The following is a 26,296-nucleotide window of genomic DNA, read 5'->3' as shown; positions in this document are numbered from 1 at the left end:
GATGTTATTCCTCCTCGCCGGATTTCTCCGACTCGCTTTCAAGTTGTTCATACTCATATATCGATACAGTGGTCTCACCATATTTGGCTGTTCGCAAATGGCAGAAGCCGTTAATTCCCTCGGTATACGAATAGCTTGACTCGTATTCCAGCACCAATAAGGCTCCTGCACTTAGCAGCCCCCGGGTTGCCATCTCAGTCATCAGGACATCACCGTTTTTCATTCGATAAGGAGGGTCCAGGAACACGAGGTCGAAGATATACTTCCTCTTTTCCAATGCTTTTATTGCCCTTCCCGCTTCATTACGATATATTTCAGCACAGGGTTCAAAGCCCGTCGATTTCAGGTTAGCCTTGATCGTATCAATGCTCTTCGGTTCCATATCGATAAATACAGCCCGCTCCATTCCCCGGCTCAGCGCCTCAATTCCAAGTCCGCCTGTACCGGCAAACAAATCCAGAACGGTCCCTCCATCAAAATACGGACCAATCATGCTGAAGATCGCTTCTTTCACTTTATCCGTCGTCGGACGGGTACCCATGCCCGGCACGCTTTTCAGCGGCCTGCCTTTGGCTCTTCCCGCTACTACTCTCACTACAAATCTCACCCGTTCCATGTCTAAATGTTGAATGCCGACAAACAGAAACGACTTCGTCGTACCTCTCAAATGACGACGGCGTTTCTGCGAGAAATATAAGCCAAGTATAAGTGAATTCTTATACTTGCTTATATTTTGAAAAGGCATTTTATGAGATTATCGTAACACAATCACCCCGCATATGAAAAATGAATCATACCCGCCTTCAAATTTTTTCAATAAACAGGTATATTTCCATCTGTGAGGGGCATCCTTGAACTATCGACATCAACGTATGTCGTAGACAACCGCGGAGAAGACTTACGTTTCCCCATAAGCTCTTCGTCCGGTTTCTCCTCTCCCATGAAGGAACCTCCTCGGAGGTTCCTGAACAAAATCCCTGTAGATTAAAGGTTTTCTACAGGGATTTTGTTCTTTTTTTAGTGGCAAATGAGTTTCATAAAAAAACCCTGCCTATATAATGGCAGGGTTTTATATTGACGGTCACTATTCGTCTCAGTTTGGCGCGGCTCGCCTGTCATGGATCTGTATCAAGGATTAGATAAATGCGCGTGTAATAATCACCAACAGAATGAACAATACCAAAATGGCACCTACAGAAGAGCCCATTCCGTATCCACCGTAACCTCCAGCTACTCCGCTCACATTAATCCCTCCTCTTTTGAACATACCACATGTTATGCCTTTTCCCTCAAAACGAACTAGGCGAGCGCCTTTTGATCATAAGATTGATGAATTCGCCTATCAGCTTTAGCGCCGACGTAGCTCAAAGAAGACAGACCGCTCTTAACAGTAGTCTTTCTTGCGAGATAAGGTTGCTATTTACTCCGAAGTTTATACTTTCTTATCTCATAAAAAAAAGCGTGCCGATATATCCATCGGACGCGCTGATCCATATGACTGTCTATACATCTGCATAATTACTCTACCGCTTCATTCACAGAATTCTTGTCAGGTAACTCAGAACGTCTGCGCCGATCGATGAGCCCTTCTTCTCCATGTTCCCGATATTTCCGCATCCACACCTTCAGCCGACCGATATCAGATATCTCCAAGGCTTCTGCAACTTCTTTTTTTGTCATTCCATCCAGCCGCATGGCGACTGCCTTCTTTTTAGTCTCCAGACTGTAATAATGAAAAATCTGTCCCTTTTTCGCCATTGATATCACCTCTACCGATATATATCGGCTTAATCAGGCGTTTTTTCAATATATGTTGACTTTATCTTACTAGCCTTTATGCGTTTACAATTAGGGCTGCAAATATCCTCTGCGTACCGCATCGTCGATCAACTCTTTCGCCCACTCACAAATGCCAGGCACAGAGGAAGATATAGATTCAATTCGCGATAATACTTGTGCGGAGGTCACGCCATGTTCGCGCCATGACTTCCCTTCAGTCGCATAATTGTGCAGCAAAGGCTGAAGCCGATCCATCGCACAGGCGAATTGTGCATCCCGAGAGGAGCCTTCCTCAAATTCGAGCCACAACGCCATCATATCCTTACCCTGATCTTCAGGCAAAATACTGAATATCCGCTCCGCTGCGACTCGTTCACGCTCAAACTTCCCCACACTTCCCTGAACGTCATACGCAAAAGTATCACCCGCATCAATTTCGACCAGATCATGGATCAGCAGCATTCGAAGAACACGCAGAAGATCCGGTTTGATTCCTCCTACAGCATACTCCTCAAGCACTGCTGCCATAAGCGCAATATGCCAAGAATGCTCCGCATCGTTCTCCCGTCTTGTACCGTCGGTAATATACGATTGTCTAACGATATTTTTCAGCTTATCTACTTCACGAATAAAATCCAGTTGTCTTAAAAAACGTTCATTCATGCTTGATTCCCCCTAAAATATCTTGCTTCCACATAACCTAAGCATACTTAAAAACAAAAGGCAGTCCAGAAAAATCATTTTCTGTTCTGCCTAATGATTCTTTACGTTCCTTCTGGAGATTCATCATGCTGCTGAGAACGATAATAAGTGTGATATACTTATTTAGTATATTAAAGTGCGTGTTCAAAAAGGTCGGTTTTCAGCACCGAGAAGGTTGGAAGAAGCTAGGGACTGAGGAGCGGAGCGTACGTTTTGGGTACGTGAGCACCGGAAGGACCGGCTAAATTCAAGATTCGATGCCGAGCCCACTTCCTGATTCACTTCGTGATCAAAAGCGGACTTTTTGAACAACCTCTTAAAACAACAATTCGTAGGAGCCTAAACAGATGCACAAGACCCCGATTCGTAATGTTGGTATCTTCGCTCATGTCGATGCCGGAAAGACGACAACCACCGAACATTTGCTGTTTTACAGCGGGGCTATACGCAAGCTGGGCAGCGTTAATGATGGTACCGCCCAAACCGATCGGTTGGAGGTGGAACGCGAACGGGGCATATCGGTAAAATCCGCCTCAGCCTCGCTGGAATGGAACGGCACAAGGCTCAACCTGATCGATACACCGGGACACGTCGACTTTCTGTCCGAGGTAGAGCGGCCGCTTAGGGTCATGGATGGTGCTGTACTTATCATCTCCGCAGCCGAAGGTATTCAATCCCAGACCGAAACCGTCTGGCAGACCTTGCGTTCGCTCGGGATTCCAACCTTGATCTACATAAATAAAATGGATAGGACAGGTGTCGACACCAAGAGTCTGATGGATGAAATCCGGCGTGTACTCTCCCCTGACATCTTTCCTGTAAACTCACCACTTGGTGAAGGAGAAACTTTTCATAGCGTGTCCTCTATCTGGAGCGATAGTGACAGCAGCAACCCTGCTGTCGAGACCAGCCTGCATTATGCAACGGAGCTGGCTGCCGGACTCGACGAAGACCTGCTGGATCGTTACGTTGAAAACGGCACTCTTCCGAAAGAAGACATTCGAAATAAACTTAAAGAATATACCCTTATTGGTCAATCCTTTCCCGTCTGTTTCGGAGCTTCTCAACGAGGCATCGGTATCCGTGAACTGCTGGATCATATAACCGAATACCTGCCGGAAGCCGGCGGCAATGAAGGTGCTGAGCTATCGGGCGTCGTATATAAAATCGAGCGTGACTCAAATATGGGCCGGACTGCATATGTACGCCTCTATAACGGTATTTTGAAAAACCGCGACTCCCTCTTTAACTCCACCAGAAACATCACCGAGAAAATCACCCAGATCCGCAAAATGGATAGCGGCGGTAAACTGGTAGACACCGGCCAGGCGGCAGCAGGCGACATTGCGGCTGTATATGGCCTGGTACAGACCCGGATTGGAGACATCCTCGGAAACACGGAAGGTGTTCCTGCCTCCCCTGAGATGGCGGTTCCGCTACTAACGGTGCAGGTCCGAAGCAAGGAAGTTTCACGATATCAGGAATTAGCAGAAGCACTTCAGGAGCTTACAGATGAAGATCCGTTGCTGGATTTTCAATGGATGCCGGTTGAACGGGAGCTTCATCTGAAAGTGATGGGAACCATTCAGCTGGAGATATTGGAAAACATACTTTTAAACCGATACCACCTTGAGGTCGTTTTTGATCCGCCTTCGGTCATTTACAAAGAAACGCTGGCATCGGCAGCCCAGGGATTTGTTGCTTACACGATGCCGAAACCTTGCTGGGCGGTGCTGCGCTTCGACATGGAACCCCTTCCCCGCGGCAGCGGTCTAGAGTACAGTTCCATTGTCCGGAATGAGAATCTTCTCCAGAGTTATCAGAATGAGGTCGCAAGACGAGTACCGGAAGCCCTTCGCCAAGGACTATTCGGCTGGGAAGTAACCGATCTTAAGATCACACTCGTAGAAGGCGAGCACCATGTGTGGCATACGCATCCCCTCGATTTTGTCATTGCCACACCGATGGCGGTGATGAACGGGCTGGCAGCTTCCGGAACGATACTGCTCGAACCTATGCTCCGCTTCCGGCTGACTGTTCCTGAGGAGAATGGCGGACGTATGCTCAGCGACCTCGTCCAAATGAGGGCCACATTCGACAGCCCGGTCATCTCCGGAGGCCGGTGTATCGTAGAGGGGCTTGTACCGGCAGCCGAATCACTCGATTTCCCTATTCAAGTCCGCTCTTTAACCGGCGGTCGGGGCGTGTGGACTACTTCATTTGCCGGCTATGAACAATGTCCGCCCGGAAGTAACGTCACACGCGAACGCCGGGGTGTTAATCCGCTGGACCAGTCCCATTTTATTCTCAGCATGCGGAATGCTTTATCCAATGTGTAACGAATTAATAAATGGAGGATAAAAATGGGTAACTTTATTGGATTTCTTTTATTATGGAGAATTTTGGGCAACCCGGTCATAGCCATACTGGTCATACTTCTTATCGTTTATTTATTGGACCGCCGATTTGTCGGTATGTTTCCGAGCTTCACCCGCCCTTTAAAACGAATGCGCGGCATCTCCAAACTTCGTACCATAATTGCGAACAGTCCAAGTGATGTATCTTCACGGCACGAACTTGCCAGACTGCTCATCGAACGCCATAAATACAAGGAAGCTTTGGAACTACTTGAATCCATTCATGCCAGCTCTGAAGATTCCGCGGAATATTGGGATGATCTGGGGACCTGTCACCTGAACACCGGGAACATTCCGCAAGGTGAGCAATATATTTTAAAAGCACTCGAGATGAATCCCAGAGTAAAATACGGACGGCCTTATTTAAGGTTGGCGGGGGCTTATAAAACCAGTGATCGTGAAAAAGCAATCTCCTACGTTCAACAATTTCAAGCTGCACATTCCTCCTCCAGCGAAGCTTATTACTTACTCGGATCCATGTACAAGGATCTTGGAAGAAACGAAGACGCGAAACAGGCCTTCAAGGAATCCGTGGAAGTGTACAAGTCATTGCCAAAGTATAAGAAGCGACAGGAACGAAAGTGGGCTGTTCAAAGCCTTTTAAAAAGCATCTTATAAATCCGCATGAACAGATTTTTTTACCAATTCACAAAACCGGCACCTTCAAGGTTCAAGGAGCCGGTTTTTCTTATGCAAATATGCGGTGATTCGCTGTGTACTTACCTCTACTTTAAAGGCTTGTACCCAAGCTGGTTCAGCTGCTCCGCAATAACACGATGTCCTTTCGTGTTTGGATGGACGCCATCAATAGAGAGCATCTCTTGCTCCCGGCCTGCAAACCGGGAATATACATCGGCTACCCGAAAATATCCCCCATCTCCCAATCCTATCAAGTACCTGTTAAAGCGTATAACATATTCTGCTGCATCTCCCCAGGAAGGATACGGATTGTACAAGCCCACTGCCCTGATAATGTATGGCTGTCTGCTGCCTGTCTTTAATTTACGAATGGCGCCGAGAATGCCGGACATATTTTGCTGACAACGAATTAGAGCTATATCCAGCTTCGCTTTGTCTGGATGACCTCCTGATGACTTTACGGCACGGATCAGATCATTCCCTCCAATAGAGATGGTAATGATACTCGCTTCTTTTAACCGACTCCGGAACCTTGAATCTCTCATCACCCGTTCATATAGCTCCTCTGAAGTTAACCCGTTGATCCCCAAATTGTCATAAGCTACAAACTGCTGAAGATGTACCTCGGACATCCACCTGTATAACGGCACAAAACCGCTGCCAGGCACAGCCCCAATCCCGAAGGTCAGGGAGTCGCCAACAGCGGTGTAATGGTACACCACCCCATTCACCTCCCCCTGCTCATGTTAGATATCATATGATTAATCCTCGATATCCGAAACGGGAAGTAGCCTCGTTTGAAACGAAAAACCTTGGCTGGGGGAGTTGATTGGGAGTTACATATTTAAGTTTTGTTGATGATCATCAGACTGTGATTTAGGCCCGCTAAATGGCCACCAATTGCCTTTACCGAACATTTTTACCATCACGGGCACAAAGAACGGCAGGAACACCAATGCGTAGAGCACAAGACCGGTTAGTACAACCGTCGCTATCTGCATCATAGACAGGACGCCTGATGGATACATGGCTGCAAAGGTACCGCCCAGGATCAAGACTGCTGATAAGATGACCGTACCCATGTTTCTCATGGCATGGAGTATTGCATCCTGTACATCCATCGTTTTGTTCTCGTTAAAACGGTCCATCAAGAAGATGCTGTAATCCACACCAAGTGCCGTAAGCATAACGAATCCAAAGAACGGAGTCGCCCAACTTATGCCCGAGTATCCCAACAGATCAACAAAAACAAATTCGGTCATTCCAAGTGACACATAGTACGTAATGATCAGTGAGAATAAAAGATAGATCGGCATAATGATGGACCGCAGCAGAACGATCAGAATCAGCAGTATTCCTGTCATCATCAGGATGACTGTCCGATTATAATCCTCATCCGAAATCATTTTCAAATCCGAAAATGTGCTAGTTACACCGCTGATTGCCCGTTCGGCATTTTCCAACTTCGTACCTTTTACTGCACGAGTCACCGTATTTTCTATTTCTTTCACACTGTCTAATGTATCGGCAGCATATGGATTCCCTTCAAAAACAACATCGATAGTCATAATTTTCCGGTCCGGTGACAAGTAATTGTCAAAAGCCCGCTGCATATCCTTATGGTCAAGTGCCTCCTGTGGAATAAAGAACCCACTTAATTCTTTATCTGGCGCTGCTTGAATTTGTGCAAGATAATCTTGTGCTGTATCCAGTCCTCCGCTGATCTTCGCAAGTCCATCAACGCTTTGATTCAGGCCATCTGTCAGCTGAGAAATCTGGCCTGACAATTGGCCAAAAGCTTCCTGAATTTGCTCCTGTCCTCCCTGCAGTTGCTCCATACCGGATTGAATCGAAGGAAGTTTGCCTACGACTTGGCCTTGGCCGCTTGCCGCTTGTTGAAGCCCTTTTTGTAATGCGTTCATGCCGGAAATCAACTGGTCAAAGCCATTGGCGAGTGCCTGTTGACCGGATGCCGCAGCTGCAAAGCCTTTATTGGCTTTATTCAAGCCGTCTGCTGCTTGTTTAGTCTGCTGCTGCATTTGGGTCAGCCCTGCAGCAAGCTGAGAGGCACCTTTACCTGCCTCACCGACAGTACCGCGTATCGTTAAGTAATCCGCATCCTGAAGAAGTTCCGGTCGGGATGCCTCCAAACGTTTAAAGGAAGCCTCCAGTCCGCTCAGGACTACGGCAACGCCGCTAAGCTGCCCTTGAATTTCAGTCATCGCGGTGCTCAAAGCACCTACCCCTTGAGCTGCCTGCCGGTAACCTTTAAGCAGCTCGTTATTGGCGGTCGCAAGCTGCTGGGCACTTTGTTTTGCCGTTTGAAGACCTTTCTTAAGCTCACCAGCCCCAATAGAGCCACTCTGTACGCCGTCCTGAATTTGCTTGAGTGCATTACCTAGCTCCCCGATCCCTTGCTTCAGTTCAGCAGTACCTTGAGTCAGTTTGCCGCTGCTTTCTGCCGCTTCTCTAAGTTTAGGACCATTTTGACTTAATTGTCTGCTGGCCTCGGACAGTCCCTTTTGAATTTCTGATAAACCGTCCGTCGTCTGATCCAGCCCTTCATTCAAAGTACCGACCTGTTCGGAGATCTGGAAATCCTGGATTTCATCTCCAGTCGGACGAGACAAGCTTCGGACAGAGTCTACGTCATTAACCTTCAGCAGCTCACGTGATATTTTTTCCGTCAAAGCCATATATTCGCCTGTATCCATCCTGTCATCATTTTTGATGACGACCGTTGCCGGCATGGATTGACCTGCACCGAAGCCCGCTTCTATGAGGTTAAAGCCTTTAACGGATTCATAATCTTCACTGATTTCTTCCATACTGTTAAACGACAGCTGCCCATTATACGTGAACAGAAATGGTGCGCAAATGACGGCAACAATCAGTAGCGCTGCCAATGGACGCTTGAGCGAGAAGGAACCCGTAAGGCCCCATATCCGACTCTCTTTATGCTCCAACGAGCCTTTTGAAGGCCAGAACAGCTTATTGCCAAGCACCGCCATGAAAAAAGGCACCACCGTATACAGCGCTGCGAGCATAACCGCGATGCCGATCGCTACAGCTACCGCAGACCGGTAAAGGATAAACTGCGATAGTCCGATGGACAGGAACCCAATAAAAACGGCAAGGCCCGAGAAAAATACCGTTTTACCGGCTGTTCGATAGGTTTCCACGATCGCTGAAACAGTATCTTCCTGACACATCAGCTCTTCCTTGTACCGACTGATCAGCAGGATACAATAGTCTGTACCGATCCCGAACATGACCGCAACCATAAAGATTTGCGTAAAGGTGGACAGCGGAAAATCGACCGTGTCCACGAGAATGGCTACGATGCCCTGGGACACCAGGTAACTGATACCAACGGTCAGTAAAGGAACGAACGGAGCAACAAAAGAACGGAACACGGCAAATAAAATCACAAGAATAAATATAATCGTTATGTATTCCGTCTTCTTGAGTCCGTCTTGTGAGCCCTGAATCGTATCTTCATTAATCAGTTCATTACCAGTAAGAAAATATTCCACTCCGATATCGCCAAGTGTTTCATGCACTTTCGTTCTCAGTTCTTTAACCGGCATCTTATCCATATCTGCTGAGACAGCGATCATAATGGTCTTGCCGTCTTTGGATATCATCTTGTCTTCAAGAGCAGGTTCGTCAAATGGATTCATAATCGTATCAATACCTAATACATACTGCTGTGCTTTTAAGTCGGAAACAGCTTTCTTAACCTTACTCTTTCCAGCTTCCCCCAAACCGTTTGAGTCATAAAAAACCATGGCGGATTGAACCAGATTCCCTCCACCCTTGCCTGTATTCATCTCTTTCAATATCTGGGCTGCTCGGGTTGAAGAATATCCATCCGGAACGGACAGCTGTCCTTTTTCCCGGACCAGATCACCCATCGACGGAGCAGTAAACAGCATTACAACAGCAGCAGCCAACCATAATACGACGACAGCCCATCTGGCTTTAAGTATCGTTTTCATTCTCTAGCCCCCCTCCATGCTCCTGCATCAGTCTGGCCAGCTTTTCATACAATGTTATAAAGTGCTCCACTTCCCCCTCGTCAAAATGGGTCAAATACGACGACACAAGTGACTGCAGCTGAAGCTCGGCCTGTTGATGCATACTGCGACCATTTTCTGTCAATGTCAAATAGACCACTCTGCGGTCTTCTTCATCACGTGCTCTCTCAATCCAATTCCGTTCCACCAATCTGTTGACAATCGCCGTAATGGAGCTTTTGCCGACAAACAATAAATCCGCCAAAAAAGTAGATGTGCATCGTTCATTATTATGGATCAGACACATCACTTGATACTGCTCGCGCGTCAGCTCAACGCCGATCCCTTCACGGGTATCCGCTAGTATTCGTCTGCTAACCATCATATCTGCCTCTATATAACGTTTGATCCAGCTCTCGGCATGTTTCAGATCGATGTTGCTCACCCCTGTCCTATTTAGTTCACTAATCAAACTATTTTATGATGAAACTATATCCACTTATGAAATAATTGTCAAATTTTATGAAAAGGTTGGTTTGTTCGTTGTTGAAGGAAGTTTGTTTGAACTACCACTTGGAGCTAACAGTAAATTTTTCATGTTAAAATGAAAAAAACGCAGTACGTAAATATGCAATCAAATGCATAATGTACGTGCTACGTTTTAACCAATAAACTAAGAACGAGCGCGGCGCCACTAGCTGTTAGTTCATATGATTATTAAATACAGAATATCTCAGTTATTTAATGGGATAGCATAACAATAGCCCACACTTTGTGAAAAATGAGGGCTACTGTTCGCTTACCTACCAAGAGATTAAGCAATTGCTCTTCATAACAATATCGATTAATTGCGGATCAGATAATCGAAAGCACCTAAGGCTGCAGTGGCGCCAGATCCCATGGAGATGATGATCTGCTTGTATGCACTATTCGTACAATCGCCGGCAGCAAACACTCCAGGTACGTTAGTAGCACCATGGCTGTTTACAACGATCTCACCCATGCGAGTTCGTTCAACCGTGTCAGCTAACCATTCTGTATTTGGTAGAAGACCGATCTGTACAAACACACCCTGCAATTCGATATGATGAGTTTCTTCTGTCTCACGATCGATGTAGGAAATACCATTAACCTTGTCCGTTCCGGTAATTTCTTTTGTTTGCACGTTCTTAAGTACAGTAACGTTAGGCAGGCTGTAAAGACGATCTTGCAATACAGCATCCGCTTTGAGCTCTGGCGCAAACTCTAGAACCGTTACATTTCTCACAATACCTGCAAGATCAATCGCAGCCTCAACACCTGAATTACCGCCGCCAACAACCGCGACATCTTTGCCTGTGAACAAAGGACCATCACAGTGCGGGCAGTAAGCTACCCCTTTGTTCTTGAACTCTGCTTCACCAGGTACACCGATATTCCGCCAACGCGCGCCTGTCGATACGATTACTGTCTTACTCTTTAGAACAGCACCGTTTTCGAGTTCAATTTCGATGAAATCTCTCTTCTCCAGACGCTTAGCACGCTGTGATTTCATAACATCGATGTTGTACTCTTTCACTTGCTCTTCAATACTGGCTACGAGCTTAGGACCTTCTGTATATTTCACACTGATAAAGTTCTCAATGCTCAACGTGTCATTGACCTGACCGCCAAATCGTTCAGCAACAATACCTGTGCGAATCCCTTTACGCGCTGCGTAAATCGCCGCACTTGCACCCGCTGGGCCACCGCCAACAACAAGTACATCATACGGATCCTTATTGTCAAACTCAGATGCGTCCGGACCAGTACCCAGCTTAGAAAGAATGTCTTCAACCGTCATACGACCGCTGTCGAAAAATTCACCATTGAGGTAAACGCTTGGCACAGCCATTACTTCCTTGCTCTCTACCTCTTCTTTGAATACCGCACCGTCAATCATCGTATGAGTAATACCAGGATTGAAGATACTCATCAAGTTCAGAGCCTGTACAACATCAGGACAATTATGGCAGCTCAGGCTGATATAAGATTCAAACTTATATTCGCCTTGAATGCTCTTGATCTGATCGATTACACTTTGCTCAACCTTTGGAGGTCTTCCGCTAACCTGTAATAGAGCTAATACTAATGAAGTAAACTCGTGACCGAGCGGAGTTCCAGCAAAGGTTACTCCAGTATCTTCACCTACACGATTTACACTAAAGCTTGGAGTTCTAGATAACTGTGTCTTTTCCACCGTTATCTTTGTAGACATACTGGCAATTTCATCAACCAGTGCCAGCATCTCTTGAGATGCTTCATCGTCGCCTACACTAACTTTTAGCACCACATCGCCTTCCAGGAGCTGGAGATATTGTGCTAGTTGAGTTTTTATTTCTTGATCTAGTGTCATCTTGCCACCTTAAATCTTGCCTACGAGATCGAGGCTTGGCTTCAGTGTTTCTCCACCTTCTTGCCATTTCGCTGGGCACACTTCACCTGGATTGTTGCGAACATATTGTGCCGCTTTAATCTTGTTAATAAGAGCACTTGCATCACGGCCAATGCCACCTGCAGTAATCTCAACGGTTTGGATAACGCCGTCCGGATCAATAATGAATGTACCGCGATCTGCAAGACCTTCAGCTTCGATCAATACATCAAAGTTGCGGGAAATCACATGGGAAGGATCACCAATCATAATGTACTCAACCTTACCAATTGCAGGAGAGCTTGCATGCCATGCTTTATGTGTGAAATGAGTATCTGTAGATACGGAATATACTTCAACACCAAGTTTCTTTAAAGTTTCGTATTCGTTCTGCAAATCTTCGAGCTCAGTAGGGCACACGAATGTAAAGTCAGCTGGATAGAAGCAAACTACGCTCCATTTACCTTTGAAATTTTCTTCTGTAACATCGATAAAATTACCTTTTTGAAATGCGGATGCTTTGAATGGTAGTACTTCTGTTCCGATAAGTGACATATTTATAATCTCCTTTAGATGTATTTTTGTGAATAGAGATATTCAGAAGCTGTAGATAACATATTCTGAACTCACTTTATAATAATTATTATTAGATAATTAGTTGAAATTGTCAAGTTGTTTTAGAATAATTATAATTAACAAAACAGTGAACTCTTTAAATTAGTTTATTCATCATTTTACCAAATTCATATCAACATACTATTCTTCTTCCTCTTCCACTTCATATACGCAGCGGAAACGTTCAACCCCGGGGTAGATCTCTCCTAGACTATAAATCTCAAAGCCAATGCTGCGGTAAAAGCCTACGGCTTCCTCATCTGTCTCTGCAATAACACGTGCCGGTTTTTGCTGCACCATCAGTTCCAGAATCATGCCACGACCGTAATCCTTACCTCTATTTTCCGGTGTTACTGCAATGTGCTTAATAGTCATTTCATCTTCTACTTTGTCGACACCAATGATGCCTACAAGCACTCCTTCTTCTTCATATCCGTACAATTCCAGTCCATTAGGTTTACGGTAAGCTTCTACCGCTTGATCCAACCTCTCCGGATCCGGAAAGACGGAGTAAGCAAGCAATTCCTTAACCTCCAGATCCTCCAGACGGGAAGAAATTTGTTTTATCATCGTCATAACTCCATTCCAAATAGTATCTCAATCTCATATTACTGCAATTTCTGTGAGGTAGTACCGAGCTTCCTGAGTAGAGCTGACGCCTGCAGCTTCTCTTCATCCGTCAGGCCGCTTACCGCGTGCGCAATCTTCTCTTTATGTACGGAGAATATACGTTCAAACAGCTCCCTGCCCTCATCGGTCAATTCAGCGTAAATTACACGGCGATCCTCTGCCGATGCTCTTCTGATGAGCAAATTCTTTTTTTGGAGCTTGTCCACTACATACGTAATATTTCCGCTAGAAATGAGTACCTTCTCGCCAATTTTTTGCAGTGGCTGCGGTCCTTTGTGATACAGCACATCCAGTACGCCAAATTCAGTTGAGTTGAGCCCGTGACTTTGAATGCTCCGGTTAGAGTGAGCCATCACGGAGTTGTATGCCCGTGAAAGCACTACTAATAAGTATAATGACAAATCTTCATGTTCCTGATTATCCGACATGCTTTTTTAACCTCCGAAATCATTTATCCCGAGTTGTTTTTTGTTGTTATTGCCATGACATCCACAGACCCGTCACTACGCCCGATAAAAGCTATGTCTGCCATGCCGATGAACAAGCCATGTTCCACAACACCCGGAATTCCCCTCAATTCCTGCTCCAGCTGTTCAGGAGAGTTTATTATACCAAATTCACAATCCGCAATGTAATTGCCGTTATCCGTTACATACAAGTTTCCCGCTTCTTCCAGCCGAAGCCGCACGCTGCAGCCCAATCTCTCCAATGCAGCGTAAGTCCACTCCCTCGCAAAAGGTACAATCTCAACGGGCAGCGGAAAGTTCCCCAATGAAGAAACTGACTTACTCTCATCGGCCACAATAAGAAGACGATCACTGTGGAAGGCGGTAATTTTCTCTCGAAGCAGAGCACCTCCGCCACCCTTGATCAAGCGAAGCTCCGGGTCGAGCTCATCCGCGCCATCAATCGTGAGGTCAAGTCTGCCGATTTGGTGAAGGGGGGTTAGTGTAATTCCGTGCTCGATTGCCAGCTTTTCCGAAGTCTTAGACGTAGCAACCGCTTCAATGGACAGCCCTTCCTTCACACGTTCTCCGATTCGGACGATGGCCCAATAGGCAGTAGATCCGGTACCGAGACCAACCTTCATGCCATCCTGAATATATTCAACTGCTTTTTCTGCGGCATTCTTTTTCATATTCATGCTGTTCTTTCTCCTTTGTTGTTAAAGAATATCGTTTCTGGAGGTATAATAGTCATGACTATTATACCTACGGAGGAATGAATATGCGTACCGGGAATCAGATACAATCCAAGATTAACGAATTATCCATGCAAAAGAAAATGCTTCAGTCCAGAGCAGCTTCCCTGCCTGAAGATAGTGTCGAGCGTCGCAATTTAAACCAGCAGCATTCGCGGCTTGATGATATGATCACCATGCTGGAATGGGTGCTGGATGAGCCCAACGGCAAATACCATATGTAGTTAACAATTTCAAACGGGGCTGCGCTCCGCAAGCCCCGTAATAATGTTGTAGACAGCCTGTTAAACATAGTGTTCCAACCACTGAACATACAAATCCGTATTGTCCGATTCGAAACATACAAAGTCAATCTGCTCGAGTCGGTTATCCTGCCGATCTTCTCTGAGAAATTCAGAGACCGCTTTCAAAGCAACATCACAAGCGGGCGATTTGGGATATCCGTAAATACCAGTGCTAATATTGGGAAACGCAATGCTTCGTGCTCCCACTTCATTCGCCAGCTGCAAACTACTTCGGTAACAATCTGCCAAGGTTTGTGCTTCACCACGGCCTCCGCCTTCCCAAATTGGACCGACGGTGTGGATAACATGCTTGGCGTCCAAATTTCCTGCACCCGTAATTACTGCGTGACCTGGAGGACATCCCCCCTGGAGCTTTCGGATTTCCTTGCACTGCTCCATAATCTCAGGACCGCCTATCCGGTGAATGGCTCCGTCAACACCGTTACCGCCCAAGAGGCCGGAATTCGCTGCGTTTACGATAATGTCACCCGTCCAAGCCGTAATATCGCCTGATAATACGGAGATCAGTGTCTTTCCGATGGTTATCGTTTTCATACGGAAAATCTCCTTTCGGCCTTATTCCTGTTCATTACCCCGTCAGAGGGGAGGTTGACCCTATCCACAGCATTGTTATTTTAACAGTTCCTATTTCGTTTGGCTTGCAGCCGCCTCTGAACGATTGGCAGCTTCAGAGAGCCGATCCGCCATTCGTATTTCATCCTCACTCTGCAAAGCTTCCACTTCCGAACGATAACCGATAAACGTTCCTCTTTGATGAGCCTGAATCATATGTCTCATCATTATCGTTCCTGCCTCTTCTAATTTCAAATCCCCGCTGCTTTCGTGAGTAACTCTGCACAAAACAGCCTTCATTATTCCGTTCAAGTCACGGTATTCCATGATCCCAAGCGGCACCATAGTCCTTCGGTCCTCTTCGGTTAATTCCCTCGTCATATAAAGTGTATATTCAGAGGAAGGCACTGAAATGTATGCTGCCTGCTTCTTTTCGGCAATCAATTTTGAATTCCGAAAAGCTAAATATCCTGCCACAGCAAGCAACAACAGACATACCGCGATTCCAACCTTTAGCATTAAATCCTCTCCTTAATAAATGCAGCTCCAGCTAAAGCTTTATAGTCATGTAATATCTTCCGATTCCAGTTATTTCCACAGCTGTATTGTGGCGAGTAGTAACATATGCAGCGGATAAAACGATCTCCATATCCAGGAAGGCACGCGGAACGACTCAATCCGCTTCCACACGAGCGGGCCGTAAGCAATCAGTATGGTCGGCAGCAAACTCCACAGCTGCAGTTCCCAACTATTTAAGAAAAGATACAGCATATTCAGCATCAGATGCCACGGTACAAGTAAGTAGGCCGGAGAGTACCTGAATATCAGAATGAGCAGTAGACCATAGGCGCCGTAATCAAAGGGAAACATCTCCATAACGATACTTGCGGCAGCGACAATTCCGATGGACAGCAGCAAGGAATCAGAGCGGTCCAATATGTGCAGCACAACCGCACCGGCCAACAGTGAAACGACCACATTCAATCCATAGGGATTGATCGCAAGCTGATACGGAATTTGGGACAATAAAGCGATCATACCCAGACGAAACATATAGCGAGGCCTTGATGAAGTGTGGATATAACCCTGAACAAGACCATAGACATAAAGGGGAAATGCAATACGCCCGATGATTCTCCAAATTTCCTGTCCAGAAAAAAAGACAAATCCAACATGATCAATCAGCATCGTTAGCATGGCCAGCAGCTGCACAACATCCCTCCCCAGCTTATAACGCAAAATAGGCTCATTTCTTGTTGCAATCTTTATTCCATTATGAGTTGCTTTTCATTTGTCTGCAAGCTCTAAACAATCTATGAAATTATCGTTCACTCATCCAGAAAAACGCCCGTCCCCCTTGAAGGGTACGGGCGCAGATTAAATCCGTTATATACCTACTATTATAAAAGTTCCTTACGAAGCTGCTCCGGTGATTTCGGAGACAACAGTCCGAATGGAATATCAAACACGGTTTTCGCACCGGCGTCACCAGCTTGTCCCAACTTAAAAGCGGCACGTGCATAAGCCACGAGCACACTTGCGGTAAATTCGGGATTGCTATCCAGCTTCAGACCGAATTCGATAATCTGCTTGCTGTTTTCTCCAGTACGGCCGCTGCGCAGCACTGTACCCCCGTGTGGCATGTTGGAATGGTCGCGCTTCAGCTCTTCTTCACTGATAAAGTTTACTACCGTATCATAATCAGCGAAATAGTTCGGCATTTCTTTAATTTCAGTCTCAATCGCAGCTTGATCCGCTCCTTCTTCAGCTACGATATAGCATTCACGAAGATGCTTGTCGCGGGTGCTGAGCTCCGGATTCTCACCGCTGCGTACACGCTGAACAGCTTCTTCACGAGGAATCGTGTACTGCACACCATTCTTCACGCCGGCAACACGGCGAATGGCATCAGAATGGCCCTGACTTACACCCTTACCCCAAAAAGTATATTCGTTTCCTTCTGGAAGTACTGCTTCTCCAAGCAATCTGTTCAAGGAGAACAATCCCGGATCCCAGCCTGTTGAGATCACGCTGATTTTACCGCCCTTGCGTGCGGATGCGTCAACACTTTCGTAATAAGAAGGAATTTTAGCGTGTGTATCAAAACTGTCTACTGTATGAAACAGTCCTGCCAAGGCCGGACCCTGTTCCGGCAAATCAGTAGCCGAACCACCGCAAAGGATCAGTACATCGATTTGTTCTTTATAACTATCCAGTTCAGATATATGTACCGCTTTCGCTTCCGAGGATACCCCTTCAGGATCACGTCTGGAAAATACGGCTTTCAGTTCGAAGTCACTATTCTGCTTTATGGCCTTCTCTACCCCGCGGCCCAAGTTTCCGTATCCTACAATCCCCACTCTTATCTTTTGTGTCATATTACGCCTCCTTATATTTTGCTTCCGCTATTGTACCAAGAGTTTCGTCATTTTTAAACAATAGCCAGCATATTTATCGGATTTTTTTTATTATTATACCTTGGTGCTATTTCGTTAAAGTCACCGTTACTCGGCCTCGACAAATTCTCCCGTATTCCTGTTTTCAATATCAATATCGTTTTGAAATTCAAAATTATATCTCTACACTCTATAGTAAAATGTTTTTGCTCGTGACTAAATTCAATAAGCTAAACCTAGTGTCCATAACTATGAGATTCCGCAGCGAAGTTCTGTAGTACTCCATAAACAATAAGAAAAATAGTCATCACAATAAGTCCATAACCTGTCCAACGCAATATTTTACTATTCAGGCTGTGTTTCTCATTCAGTTTTGTTGTTTTGATAAATAGCCATCCGACACATATCAATAACGCCATTACAAATGCAGATTGTGCAAAAGTTTCCACAGGAGACTCCTTTCGTTTAAGTTTTGACGATAATAATGTCGTAAATGTTCAAAATCCCCCTAAAGTATCATCGGTTTCCCATATGGGTTTTCAAATGTCTACTTTAAGGGGTGCACTTCAAATTAGAACGGTGGTTTTTTTACGATATGGGGGGTTCATTATCCTTCCCCTCCGATTTAAGAGTTAACTGCTGTGTCCCCATGCCCAGACCGATTCATCGTCTCCGGATGGCGGATCATGGATACACAGAACAGTGCAATCAACATACTCCCCGCTGCACAATAGAACAGAACTGAATATCCAAATGCATCAATAAGCTGACCCAGCAGCGGCGGTGAAGAAATGGCGGCAAGTGAGGATACAAGATAGTACATCCCAGTGCGTGTACCAATACTCTCTTCCGATCCGGTAGATACGATGAATGGGTAAGAGTTAATGTTGATACACGCCCAGAACAAACCTCCGATCGTCAGCAATATCCGCAGCACCAGCAATGAATCGATCAACGGGACGGATGCAAATACGACCAAGAGTCCGGCAACGCCGATAAATATTACCCGCTTCTTCCCAAATTTGCTTCCGAGCCACCCGCTTGGAATAGCAAATAGTACAAAAGCAAGTGAAAAGAATGTCAGCGAGAACGACGCTTCTGATTTCGTCAGTCCCATTTCATTTTTGCCGTACAAGGTAAAAAGGGTTTCCACACCTTGATAAGCGACAAACCAAAAGAAAATGGCTAAGAGCAGGAGAATCGTTGTACGATTTAACTGACCCTTAAACGATATTTTTGTTTTGGCCTCGGCTTGTGCGACATAACCCGGTGCATCCCGCTTCTCTTTAATAAAGCGCATCAGAATAAACATGGAGATCAGAGTGACGCAAGCCGCCGCAATGAACGGGAACGAAGGATGCGCTTTAAACAATACCGATCCGGCACCAAATGCAATGATGGAACCGAGGCCCCCCATAAAGTTAATAACACCGTTGGCCCGGGTACGGTTTTTCTCGGCTGTGATGTCGGGCATGAGCGCAACCGTTGGAGAACGATAAAGGCTCATAGCGAGATTCATCAGCACCATAAATAGAATCAAAGTTACCATTCCGGTGTGAAATGGAATGATTGCTGTAAACAAGGCGCCTAGCGGCATGCCGATGAGCAGATATGGCATTCTTCTTCCGAAGCGGGTATGAGTCCGGTCGCTGCGACTGCCTATCCATGGCTGTAAGAATAGAGCAAAATAATTATCGATGGTCATAAAAAAACCGATCCATGCAACGCTCGATATGTAGTCCTCAAGAAAAAAGGGGACAAAAGCGTTATATAATGCCCAGGTAATACTGATACTGAAAAAACCGAATCCTAACAGCCACGTTTTTTTCACATATTCACTCTCCTTCAGTACGAAGCAGTCCGTCAAGCCGATCCGGGTAGTCGGTAATAATACCGGCTACTTTAGCCGCAATCAGACGCTTCATTTCTTCCGGTTCATTAACAGTCCACGGATGGTACACGATACCGCATGCTTTGGCTTCCTCAACCCATTCAGGTAGCACAGCATATTTTAGAGCATGCAGCGCATCGGCGCCTACAGATTGGCCGTATTCCCAAGCCTTGTACAGTCCTTCAACATACAAAATACCTGTACGGATTTCAGGGGCAATGGACTTGCATTTTACGAGTGAATAATGATTAAAGCTGGAGATGACAACCCGATCCTCCATCCCGAAACTTCGGATACTGGCGATTACCTTTTCTTCCAGCTCCGGATATTGGATGCTCCCGTTTTTCAGTTCAATGTTTACAATGGTACCCCGATCTTTTGTCAGCTCAAGTAGTTCCTCAAGCGCAGGCAACCGCTCTCCACGGAATTCCTCACTGAACCAGGAACCCGCATCGAGCTTCTGGATTTCTTCGAACGTGTAATCTTTAACAAATCCCTGTTCACCAGTCGTTCTGAGAACCGTTTCATCATGAATTAGAACCAGCTTTCCATCCTTGGTCATCTGGACATCTGTCTCGATTCCTGTTGCTCCGAGCTCCAGTGCCTTGCGGAATGCCGCCATCGTGTTCTCTGGGCATACGCCAGATGCTCCCCGGTGTGCAAAGTTGATAATTTGTGTCATGTTGAACTCCTCCTGATCGTCTTATGGATTTATTTCTATAGTAGCCCCTAATTGTTAAGGCTGTGTTTAATGAGAGCAAACAAACTCAAACAGGTAATTCGCTCCCTCATCCTTATTCCACATTTATGATCCAAACCCTGTAAAAATCCGTTACAATAACGATTTATTTTTAGGTAGCACTACTTTCTTCCCATTATTCTTCATGACAAAAAGCCAGACGCATTCTCTCGCGTCTGGCTTCATTACCGGAAAATAATCGAACCTTCATTACTTCCCGTTTTTCTCGATATATGCCTGTATTTCTTCAAACGTTGGATCTTCAAACTTTACACCATTGACAAAGACCGTCGGAGTTCCTTGAACCCCCTGCTTATTCGCGATATCCAAATCACGTTTGATGTTCTTGATATACTTTTCAGACTTCAGATCTTCTTTAAATTGTTCCAATGGCACTTCAGGCATTTCTTGCTCTACCAGATCAGTAATAAAAGAATAGGTCGCCCATTCCTTACTTTCGTCACCTTGTCGTTCCGTCATCAGTTCATGATACTTCCAGAAATAAGCCGGATCCATTTGATACAGTGTCTCTCCAGCTAAAGCGGCAAGGATGGAGTCCGGACCGAGAAACGCCATATCAACATATACAAAATTGGCTTTCCCTGTATCAATATACTCTGTTTTCAATCGGGGAAATACCTCTTCTGTCCACATTTTGCAGTAAGGACATTTATAATCCGAAAATTCTACGATTTGAAACGGCGCTGATGAGTCCCCCAAAACTGGTTGATTCTCAACATCAAAGTCTTTCGGCACTTCACCGGCCTGGACCTGGTTGAGATCAGGGTATTTCATGCTCTCTTCTCCGCCTGATTTATTATTCAGGACAAACAATGTAGTAATAGCCGCAACAACGAGGAGACCCAAAATGATTCCAGTGAACACCCTTTTACGCTGTGACAATGGCTTTACGGATTTTGACGGTTTTGGCTGTGAACCGGAATGATTAGACTTTTTACGCTTGCTTTCCCCCAAGTGTCTCTCCTCCTTTTTCCTATTGAGATTTAGAATTATAAATAAGCTATCAAACTGACTCTAGGACAAATCTCTCTTTCATCACATAAATATCGCATAAATATGGGCAATTTAATCACATAAACATAGGCAATTTATTGACAATCATAACTTGTTATGAATATAATTGTTTAGACAAATATTTTTTTGAAAAATAACTGAAAGCGGTGAATTATTTCTTGAACAATACTGAATACAATCCTTCGATCGGATTTCAGCTCGGTTTCACCTACCGTAGAGCGACGAATCTGTTTGCACACAAATTAAAGCCTTTTGATATTACACCTGAACAGTGGTCTGTGCTAAACCAGATCGCAATCAGCGAAGGGTTGAATCAAAAAGAAGTTGCTGCAAGAGCCGATAAAGATCAGCCAACTACGACACGCATACTCGATTTATTAGGAAAAAAAGGGCTCATTCGGAGAGAAGTTTCACCCCATGACCGCAGAGCCTTTTTGCTGCATATTACGGAAACCGGCAAAGAGCTGATCGCATCCACAACTCCCTTAGAGCAGGAGTGCAGCCGTATTATTGCCGAAGGTATTGATCCGAAGCAGATAGAACTGTTCTGGGACATCATCTCTCGTATGAACGTAAACATCGAACGAAATCAGACATAACAGGAGAGATAAAATCCATGAATGACCTAATCAAAACAAACAAATTGTGGACCAAAGAATTCGTCACATTAATGCTAAGCAATCTGTTCTTGTTTCTCACCCTTCAGATGCTTCTAACCACACTGCCGGCTTATGCCAAGGAAGCCTTCGGGGCCAGCCCGACACAGGTTAGTCTCATCACAAGCGTATTTGCTTTTAGCGCCATTGCATCCCGGCTGTTTTCCAGTAAAGCTCTGGAAAAGGGAAAACGCAGGCAGCTGCTTTACATCGGCCTCTTTATATCCCTGCTTGCAACTATTGGCTATTACTGGGCCACAGGCATTGGTGTTCTGCTGCTTATGCGCGTTTTATTCGGCATCGGCTTCGGCATGACCAGCACTTCCTTCCCGACGATGGCTTCTGATGTAATACCGGCTAAACGCCTCGGTGAAGGAATGGGTTATTTCGGCTTGTCTACCACCCTTGCCATGTCCATTGGACCTATGATTGGTTTAACTCTTCTACAGGGCGGAGGATTCACTCCGCTTGTTATAATCACATCAACCATAAACATTCTCATATTTCCGTTAGCTTTTTTACTTACCTCGAGAACACCTAAAAACCATAAAGAGCCGGTACCTGAACCTATTCAGGAAGGCGGGAAAACTTCCGTCATACGCCGTTTGCTCCTCCCTTCCGTTTTAAATTTCTTGACATCTGTCACCTACGGTGGTCTTCTAAGTTTTCTCGCTGTATACGGAAATGAAGTTCATTTGTCCAATCCGCAATATTTTTTCCTGTTTAATGCCCTTGCCATTATTCTGATCCGTCCCGTTTCAGGCCGATTGTATGACCGCTATGGACACAAAGCACTATTAATTCCAGGAGCCTTGTTTATGATGGCTGGTCTTGTGCTCCTTACTTATGCTTCCTCGACCGGAGGTCTGCTGATTTCCGCCATTTGCTACGGCCTTGGCTTCGGCTCCATGCAACCTTCACTGCAAACCTGGATGATACAGGAAGTTCCTGCCCGGCAGCGTGGTATGGCCAATGGGATGTTCTTAAATTCTTTAGACTTCGGGGTGGCCATCGGTGCCATGATTCTAGGAGCGATTGCCCGATACTCCAGCTACACCGTTATGTATCGTTATTCTGCCATTGCCATGGTTTTATTAATCATCATATACGCGGCAGCTCTCATCAAAAGTTCCGTCTCCCGAAAACCAAATATCAACCCGACCGAAGCAGATCAATCCATCTGATTGTTCAGCTTGTTGAACATGAACATTTCTCACGAAATAGAACAACAAAAACCTTGCTACTTACGGGCAAGGTTTTTGTTGCTCAATCCATGTGGCTTTTTAAACTGCATCCTCCGAGAGCTTCCTCCGCCATGACCCTGTTCTTGCTCCTCAGGCTTCACGGCAAAGAAAGTTAATAGCGCTCCGATCCCCGACGCTGCGGCCAGCACAATAAACAGTACCCAATGATTGGCTCCAAGCAAAAGAGATACAACGGGTGGCCCCAATGAGACCCCGATGAAGCGCATACTGCTGTAAAGTGATGTAATCGTTCCTCGCTGCTCTTTCTCCACACCCTCGGTCAGAAGGGTGTCCATACATGGAAGCGTAAGCCCGATACCAATACTTCCAAGAGTCATCAGACTTATGACAAAATATATCTGATCACTGAATCCCGTTATGATCAATGAGGCTGTGAGCAGTGTCATTCCCGTAAAACCGGTCCACTTCATAACTATCTTATTATTTCCTATAAATTTCCCTGCCAAAAAAGAAGCCAAGCAGAGCCCAGCGAGCGGTATAGCCAGAACAAGACCTTTCAGGACACCCTTTAATTGATACGTTGATTCCAGAATCTCCGACAAATAAAAGAGAACTCCAAACACTCCAAACATAGCAATACCGCCAATTGCAAAAATCGCATACAGCCATCGGCCCTTTTCATGAAGAACCTCTTTCGTGGTTTTCAAAAATTCACGGACTGACTGTTTGTTTTCCTTATGCTTAGGCGGTTTCACAAGAAATATGACCAATAGAATAGAGATTAAGCATAACGCGGGTATCGCTATAAACGGAAGATACCAGATAATACTTCCCAAAAAGGCTCCCAATATCGGACTTACAACTTTACCAAACGTATTCGATGTTTCGATAATTCCTAAACTTTTACTAACTCCTTCTTCTTCCTTAAACATATCACCTACAAGTGGAATCACTATGGGAAAGGCACCAGCCGCTCCTACACCCTGAAGCAGCCTTCCTGCCAAAATTACGGTGTAAGCACCCATTCCATCCATCAGCCAGGCGGCAACCGCTGAAACCCCGCCTCCTGCAGCAGCAATAATCAAGCTTGGTATAATTATTTTTTTGCGCCCGTAACGGTCTGAGAGATACCCGGCTATGGGAATAAGCAGTATGGCAACAACGGCATAAACCGTGATCAGCATACTGACCATAAACGAGCTAATACCCAAAGCTCTTGAAATTTGGGGCAGAATAGGAATTAGCATAGAATTGCCTAACGTCATGATTAACGGTATGGATGCTAGGGCAACCAAGTCCCATTTCTTGTTTTCCATGAGAAGACCACCTTTAACATCATTTGCTTCATTGTATATTGTGGGTTCTTTCTCACGTAATATTCATGGCAAAAAGGTGGTTTACAATTGATTACACTTTAAAACCGGACATGAGTTGCTGCAGATGATTTGAAAGTTCATTTAACGTCTGAATACTGTTTGTGATTTCCTCCATCGAGGCCAGCTGTTCTTCAGTTGCAGCGCTGACACTTTGAGTACCTCCAGCCGTTGTTACCGTAATCTCAGAAATCCGTCTAACCGATTTAACAATTCCCTCCGCGCCATAATTCAGCTGTTCCGTGGCTGCACTTACGCTGTTGATTTGATCGTTCAGCTCCCCAATCGATTGCTCGATATTTTGAAAAGCATCCTCAGCTCCCCTAGCAACGTTCATACCTTCCATGACGGAATGAAGCCCGTTCTCCATTACCAGTGTCAGATCCATGATGTCACGTTGAATTTGTTCAACAAACTGACTGATTTCTTCTGATGATGCCGTTGTTTGTTCAGCCAGCTTTTTCACCTCTGAAGCAACTACAGCAAAACCTCTTCCATGCTCACCAGCCCGGGCTGCTTCGATCGAAGCATTCAGGGAAAGCAAGCTCGTCTGGGCCGCCACATCCTTAATCATGTCACCCATAGCTCCAATACTTGCGGCTTTTTGGCCCAATTCCTTCACAGCCTCAGTTGACTGACTTACACTACTGCGTATATTTTCCATCTGCTGCATCGTATGAATGATAGCCTGTTCGCCTTCTCCCGCAAGTTCATTCGTTTTTCTAGAAAGCTCTGCGGTTGCCTGCGCCGTTTCTGCGATCTGCTTCATTCCACCTGCCATTTCATAGACAACGGCTGAAGTAGCCTCCGTGTCTTGAAGCTGATTTTCTACCCCGGCCGCCAACTCCTCCATAATACCCGAGGTGTGTTGTGTAGCCTGACGGATCTCCTCTGAACTGGATTTGAGCATCACAGTAGAATCCGCCACCTGACTGGCAGCATCTTGAACCTGGAGTACAATTTCCCGGAATCCTTCATTCAGCTTGTTGTAGGCACCAGCCACTTCTCCGATCTCATCCTTCGTCTGGATGCTGACCTGCGTTATCAGATCCCCTCCACCTTCTGCAATCTTCAAGAGTTGCTCACGCATCCGACTTAGGGGAGAAATCGATCGCACTAGGAAAAAGCTCTGAAGTGCGTTATATACAACCACGGCTATACCAACAACCAGAATAATTCCGTTTTGAATATTAGCCTGTTTGCTGATTGCATCCTGTCGTTCTGCCATCTCTTTATCTTTTTCTTCCGTGAATTCTTTTATCACAGGTTCAAAGGATTTGCGAATTTCCCTTTCAAGCCCAAAGGCCTCCTTATAATTGATAAAAGGATTGAGCTTTTTCTGTCCAAGACCTGCCTTGATTAACACTTCTTCTACCGCATCATTGTAAATGGAATATCCCATAGAGATCTGATGAAACCTCTTTAACTCGGCAGGCTCTGAAGCCGACATCTTTTTCGTCTCCTCTAATAACTGAACAAAAGAATCTTGTTTCTTTCTCAGATCGTCTATAAATAACTGATCTCCAGACAGTAAAAATCCTCGTTCATCATTCGCTATACCCGCAAAATACAACTGCATTTCATTCAGATTGTAGACAATCTGCTGATCCAATTCGATGATCGATGTGAATTTCCGTTCCGTTGCTTTTGAAGAAATAAATGCACTTATGATCATGCAAGTTATGACCGTAGTTACAACGGTTGAGGAGATTATTAATTTCGTTCTAATTTTCATTTGACAGCACCTATC

27 protein-coding genes are annotated in these 26,296 nt (G+C 45.4%); 5 read left to right on the top strand and 22 right to left on the bottom strand.

All coding sequences use genetic code 11. From position 1 onward, the window contains the following. Positions 1 to 4 precede the first annotated feature (4 nt). The 5 genes from rsmD to B9N86_RS09500 all read right to left on the bottom strand — a co-directional run bounded on the left by rsmD (position 5) and on the right by B9N86_RS09500 (position 2,442). Positions 5 to 595 carry a 16S rRNA (guanine(966)-N(2))-methyltransferase RsmD gene (rsmD, locus tag B9N86_RS09515; protein WP_208920186.1) on the bottom strand — a complete coding sequence of 197 codons (591 nt, stop codon included), beginning with the start codon at positions 593 to 595 and terminating at the stop codon, positions 5 to 7. Positions 596 to 813: 218 nt separating this feature from the next. Then, on the bottom strand, positions 814 to 942 hold the full coding sequence (locus B9N86_RS30615) for a hypothetical protein (RefSeq protein WP_277883674.1): 129 nt from the start codon (positions 940 to 942) through the stop codon (positions 814 to 816). A 193-nt stretch (positions 943 to 1,135) separates the two neighbouring features. Next, complete coding sequence (locus B9N86_RS09510; RefSeq protein ID WP_280174982.1) at positions 1,136 to 1,243, bottom strand: YjcZ family sporulation protein; 108 nt, start codon at positions 1,241 to 1,243, stop codon at positions 1,136 to 1,138. A gap of 275 nt (positions 1,244 to 1,518) precedes the next feature. Further along, on the bottom strand, positions 1,519 to 1,758 hold the full coding sequence (locus B9N86_RS09505; RefSeq protein ID WP_208918808.1) for a helix-turn-helix domain-containing protein: 240 nt from the start codon (positions 1,756 to 1,758) through the stop codon (positions 1,519 to 1,521). Between the two features lie 90 nt (positions 1,759 to 1,848). Then, positions 1,849 to 2,442: an HD domain-containing protein gene (locus tag B9N86_RS09500; protein WP_208918807.1), complete on the bottom strand. Its 594-nt coding sequence runs from the start codon at positions 2,440 to 2,442 to the stop codon at positions 1,849 to 1,851. A 386-nt stretch (positions 2,443 to 2,828) separates the two neighbouring features. Between B9N86_RS09500 and B9N86_RS09495 the strand changes: the two genes are divergently transcribed. Continuing rightward, positions 2,829 to 4,820, top strand: coding sequence for an elongation factor G (locus B9N86_RS09495; RefSeq protein WP_208918806.1), 1,992 nt, complete (start codon positions 2,829 to 2,831; stop codon positions 4,818 to 4,820). Positions 4,821 to 4,844: 24 nt separating this feature from the next. After that, the gene (locus tag B9N86_RS09490) at positions 4,845 to 5,516 is read left to right on the top strand and encodes a tetratricopeptide repeat protein (protein WP_208918805.1); all 672 of its coding nucleotides are present in this window, start codon (positions 4,845 to 4,847) and stop codon (positions 5,514 to 5,516) included. Positions 5,517 to 5,623: 107 nt separating this feature from the next. Here the strand turns inward: B9N86_RS09490 and B9N86_RS09485 are convergent, their stop codons facing one another. The 8 genes from B9N86_RS09485 to rpiA all read right to left on the bottom strand — a co-directional run bounded on the left by B9N86_RS09485 (position 5,624) and on the right by rpiA (position 14,337). Continuing rightward, a complete protein-coding gene (locus B9N86_RS09485; protein WP_208918804.1) occupies positions 5,624 to 6,259 on the bottom strand; it encodes a GDSL-type esterase/lipase family protein in 636 nt (211 codons plus the stop codon). A 114-nt stretch (positions 6,260 to 6,373) separates the two neighbouring features. Then, on the bottom strand, positions 6,374 to 9,538 hold the full coding sequence (locus tag B9N86_RS09480) for an MMPL family transporter (protein ID WP_208918803.1): 3,165 nt from the start codon (positions 9,536 to 9,538) through the stop codon (positions 6,374 to 6,376). After that, positions 9,522 to 10,001: a MarR family winged helix-turn-helix transcriptional regulator gene (locus tag B9N86_RS09475; RefSeq protein WP_241929810.1), complete on the bottom strand. Its 480-nt coding sequence runs from the start codon at positions 9,999 to 10,001 to the stop codon at positions 9,522 to 9,524. The genes B9N86_RS09480 and B9N86_RS09475 overlap by 17 nt, the downstream gene beginning before the upstream one ends. Before the next feature lie 399 nt (positions 10,002 to 10,400). Next, entirely contained in the window at positions 10,401 to 11,930 is a 1,530-nt protein-coding gene (ahpF, locus tag B9N86_RS09470) for an alkyl hydroperoxide reductase subunit F (RefSeq protein ID WP_208918802.1), read from the bottom strand. Between the two features lie 9 nt (positions 11,931 to 11,939). Further along, positions 11,940 to 12,503 carry an alkyl hydroperoxide reductase subunit C gene (gene ahpC, locus B9N86_RS09465; protein ID WP_208918801.1) on the bottom strand — a complete coding sequence of 188 codons (564 nt, stop codon included), beginning with the start codon at positions 12,501 to 12,503 and terminating at the stop codon, positions 11,940 to 11,942. Positions 12,504 to 12,704: 201 nt separating this feature from the next. Beyond that, entirely contained in the window at positions 12,705 to 13,133 is a 429-nt protein-coding gene (locus B9N86_RS09460; protein WP_208918800.1) for a GNAT family N-acetyltransferase, read from the bottom strand. A 38-nt stretch (positions 13,134 to 13,171) separates the two neighbouring features. After that, positions 13,172 to 13,621, bottom strand: coding sequence for a MarR family winged helix-turn-helix transcriptional regulator (locus tag B9N86_RS09455; RefSeq protein ID WP_208918799.1), 450 nt, complete (start codon positions 13,619 to 13,621; stop codon positions 13,172 to 13,174). Between the two features lie 23 nt (positions 13,622 to 13,644). Next, entirely contained in the window at positions 13,645 to 14,337 is a 693-nt protein-coding gene (gene rpiA / locus B9N86_RS09450) for a ribose-5-phosphate isomerase RpiA (protein ID WP_208918798.1), read from the bottom strand. Between the two features lie 83 nt (positions 14,338 to 14,420). Here rpiA and B9N86_RS09445 point away from each other — a divergent pair, with 83 nt between their 5' ends. Next, complete coding sequence (locus B9N86_RS09445; protein WP_208918797.1) at positions 14,421 to 14,618, top strand: hypothetical protein; 198 nt, start codon at positions 14,421 to 14,423, stop codon at positions 14,616 to 14,618. A gap of 60 nt (positions 14,619 to 14,678) precedes the next feature. Here B9N86_RS09445 and B9N86_RS09440 read toward each other — a convergent pair whose 3' ends face one another. From B9N86_RS09440 to B9N86_RS09410, 7 genes are all read right to left on the bottom strand, one after another. Then, positions 14,679 to 15,233 carry an O-acetyl-ADP-ribose deacetylase gene (locus tag B9N86_RS09440; RefSeq protein WP_208918796.1) on the bottom strand — a complete coding sequence of 185 codons (555 nt, stop codon included), beginning with the start codon at positions 15,231 to 15,233 and terminating at the stop codon, positions 14,679 to 14,681. A 90-nt stretch (positions 15,234 to 15,323) separates the two neighbouring features. Further along, positions 15,324 to 15,770 carry a hypothetical protein gene (locus B9N86_RS09435; RefSeq protein ID WP_208918795.1) on the bottom strand — a complete coding sequence of 149 codons (447 nt, stop codon included), beginning with the start codon at positions 15,768 to 15,770 and terminating at the stop codon, positions 15,324 to 15,326. Between the two features lie 69 nt (positions 15,771 to 15,839). Further along, positions 15,840 to 16,463, bottom strand: a complete 624-nt coding sequence (locus B9N86_RS09430; protein ID WP_208920184.1) for a TraX family protein — start codon at positions 16,461 to 16,463, stop codon at positions 15,840 to 15,842. Between the two features lie 188 nt (positions 16,464 to 16,651). Then, the gene (locus B9N86_RS09425) at positions 16,652 to 17,629 is read right to left on the bottom strand and encodes a diaminopimelate dehydrogenase (RefSeq protein ID WP_208918794.1); all 978 of its coding nucleotides are present in this window, start codon (positions 17,627 to 17,629) and stop codon (positions 16,652 to 16,654) included. A 643-nt stretch (positions 17,630 to 18,272) separates the two neighbouring features. Next, the gene (locus B9N86_RS09420) at positions 18,273 to 19,478 is read right to left on the bottom strand and encodes an SLC45 family MFS transporter (RefSeq protein WP_208918793.1); all 1,206 of its coding nucleotides are present in this window, start codon (positions 19,476 to 19,478) and stop codon (positions 18,273 to 18,275) included. Positions 19,479 to 19,482: 4 nt separating this feature from the next. Next, positions 19,483 to 20,220 carry a glycerophosphodiester phosphodiesterase gene (locus B9N86_RS09415; protein ID WP_208918792.1) on the bottom strand — a complete coding sequence of 246 codons (738 nt, stop codon included), beginning with the start codon at positions 20,218 to 20,220 and terminating at the stop codon, positions 19,483 to 19,485. Between the two features lie 267 nt (positions 20,221 to 20,487). Next, positions 20,488 to 21,252, bottom strand: a complete 765-nt coding sequence (locus tag B9N86_RS09410; protein ID WP_208918791.1) for a DsbA family protein — start codon at positions 21,250 to 21,252, stop codon at positions 20,488 to 20,490. Between the two features lie 218 nt (positions 21,253 to 21,470). On the opposite strand from B9N86_RS09410, the gene B9N86_RS09405 reads away from it, so the two are divergent. Both B9N86_RS09405 and B9N86_RS09400 read left to right on the top strand, forming a co-directional pair. After that, positions 21,471 to 21,911 carry a MarR family winged helix-turn-helix transcriptional regulator gene (locus tag B9N86_RS09405; protein ID WP_208918790.1) on the top strand — a complete coding sequence of 147 codons (441 nt, stop codon included), beginning with the start codon at positions 21,471 to 21,473 and terminating at the stop codon, positions 21,909 to 21,911. Positions 21,912 to 21,928: 17 nt separating this feature from the next. Next, a complete protein-coding gene (locus tag B9N86_RS09400) occupies positions 21,929 to 23,152 on the top strand; it encodes an MFS transporter (protein ID WP_208918789.1) in 1,224 nt (407 codons plus the stop codon). Between the two features lie 56 nt (positions 23,153 to 23,208). Here the strand turns inward: B9N86_RS09400 and bcbE are convergent, their stop codons facing one another. Further along, positions 23,209 to 24,489 carry a bacillibactin exporter BcbE gene (bcbE, locus tag B9N86_RS09395; protein ID WP_208918788.1) on the bottom strand — a complete coding sequence of 427 codons (1,281 nt, stop codon included), beginning with the start codon at positions 24,487 to 24,489 and terminating at the stop codon, positions 23,209 to 23,211. Positions 24,490 to 24,580: 91 nt separating this feature from the next. After that, a complete protein-coding gene (locus B9N86_RS09390) occupies positions 24,581 to 26,281 on the bottom strand; it encodes a methyl-accepting chemotaxis protein (RefSeq protein ID WP_208918787.1) in 1,701 nt (566 codons plus the stop codon). Positions 26,282 to 26,296 lie beyond the last annotated feature (15 nt).

Origin of the sequence: Paenibacillus uliginis N3/975 (genome assembly GCF_900177425.1) — a bacterium.
GTDB lineage: Bacteria > Bacillota > Bacilli > Paenibacillales > Paenibacillaceae > Paenibacillus_AQ > Paenibacillus_AQ uliginis.
This window is presented reverse-complemented; position numbering and strand designations above follow the sequence as displayed.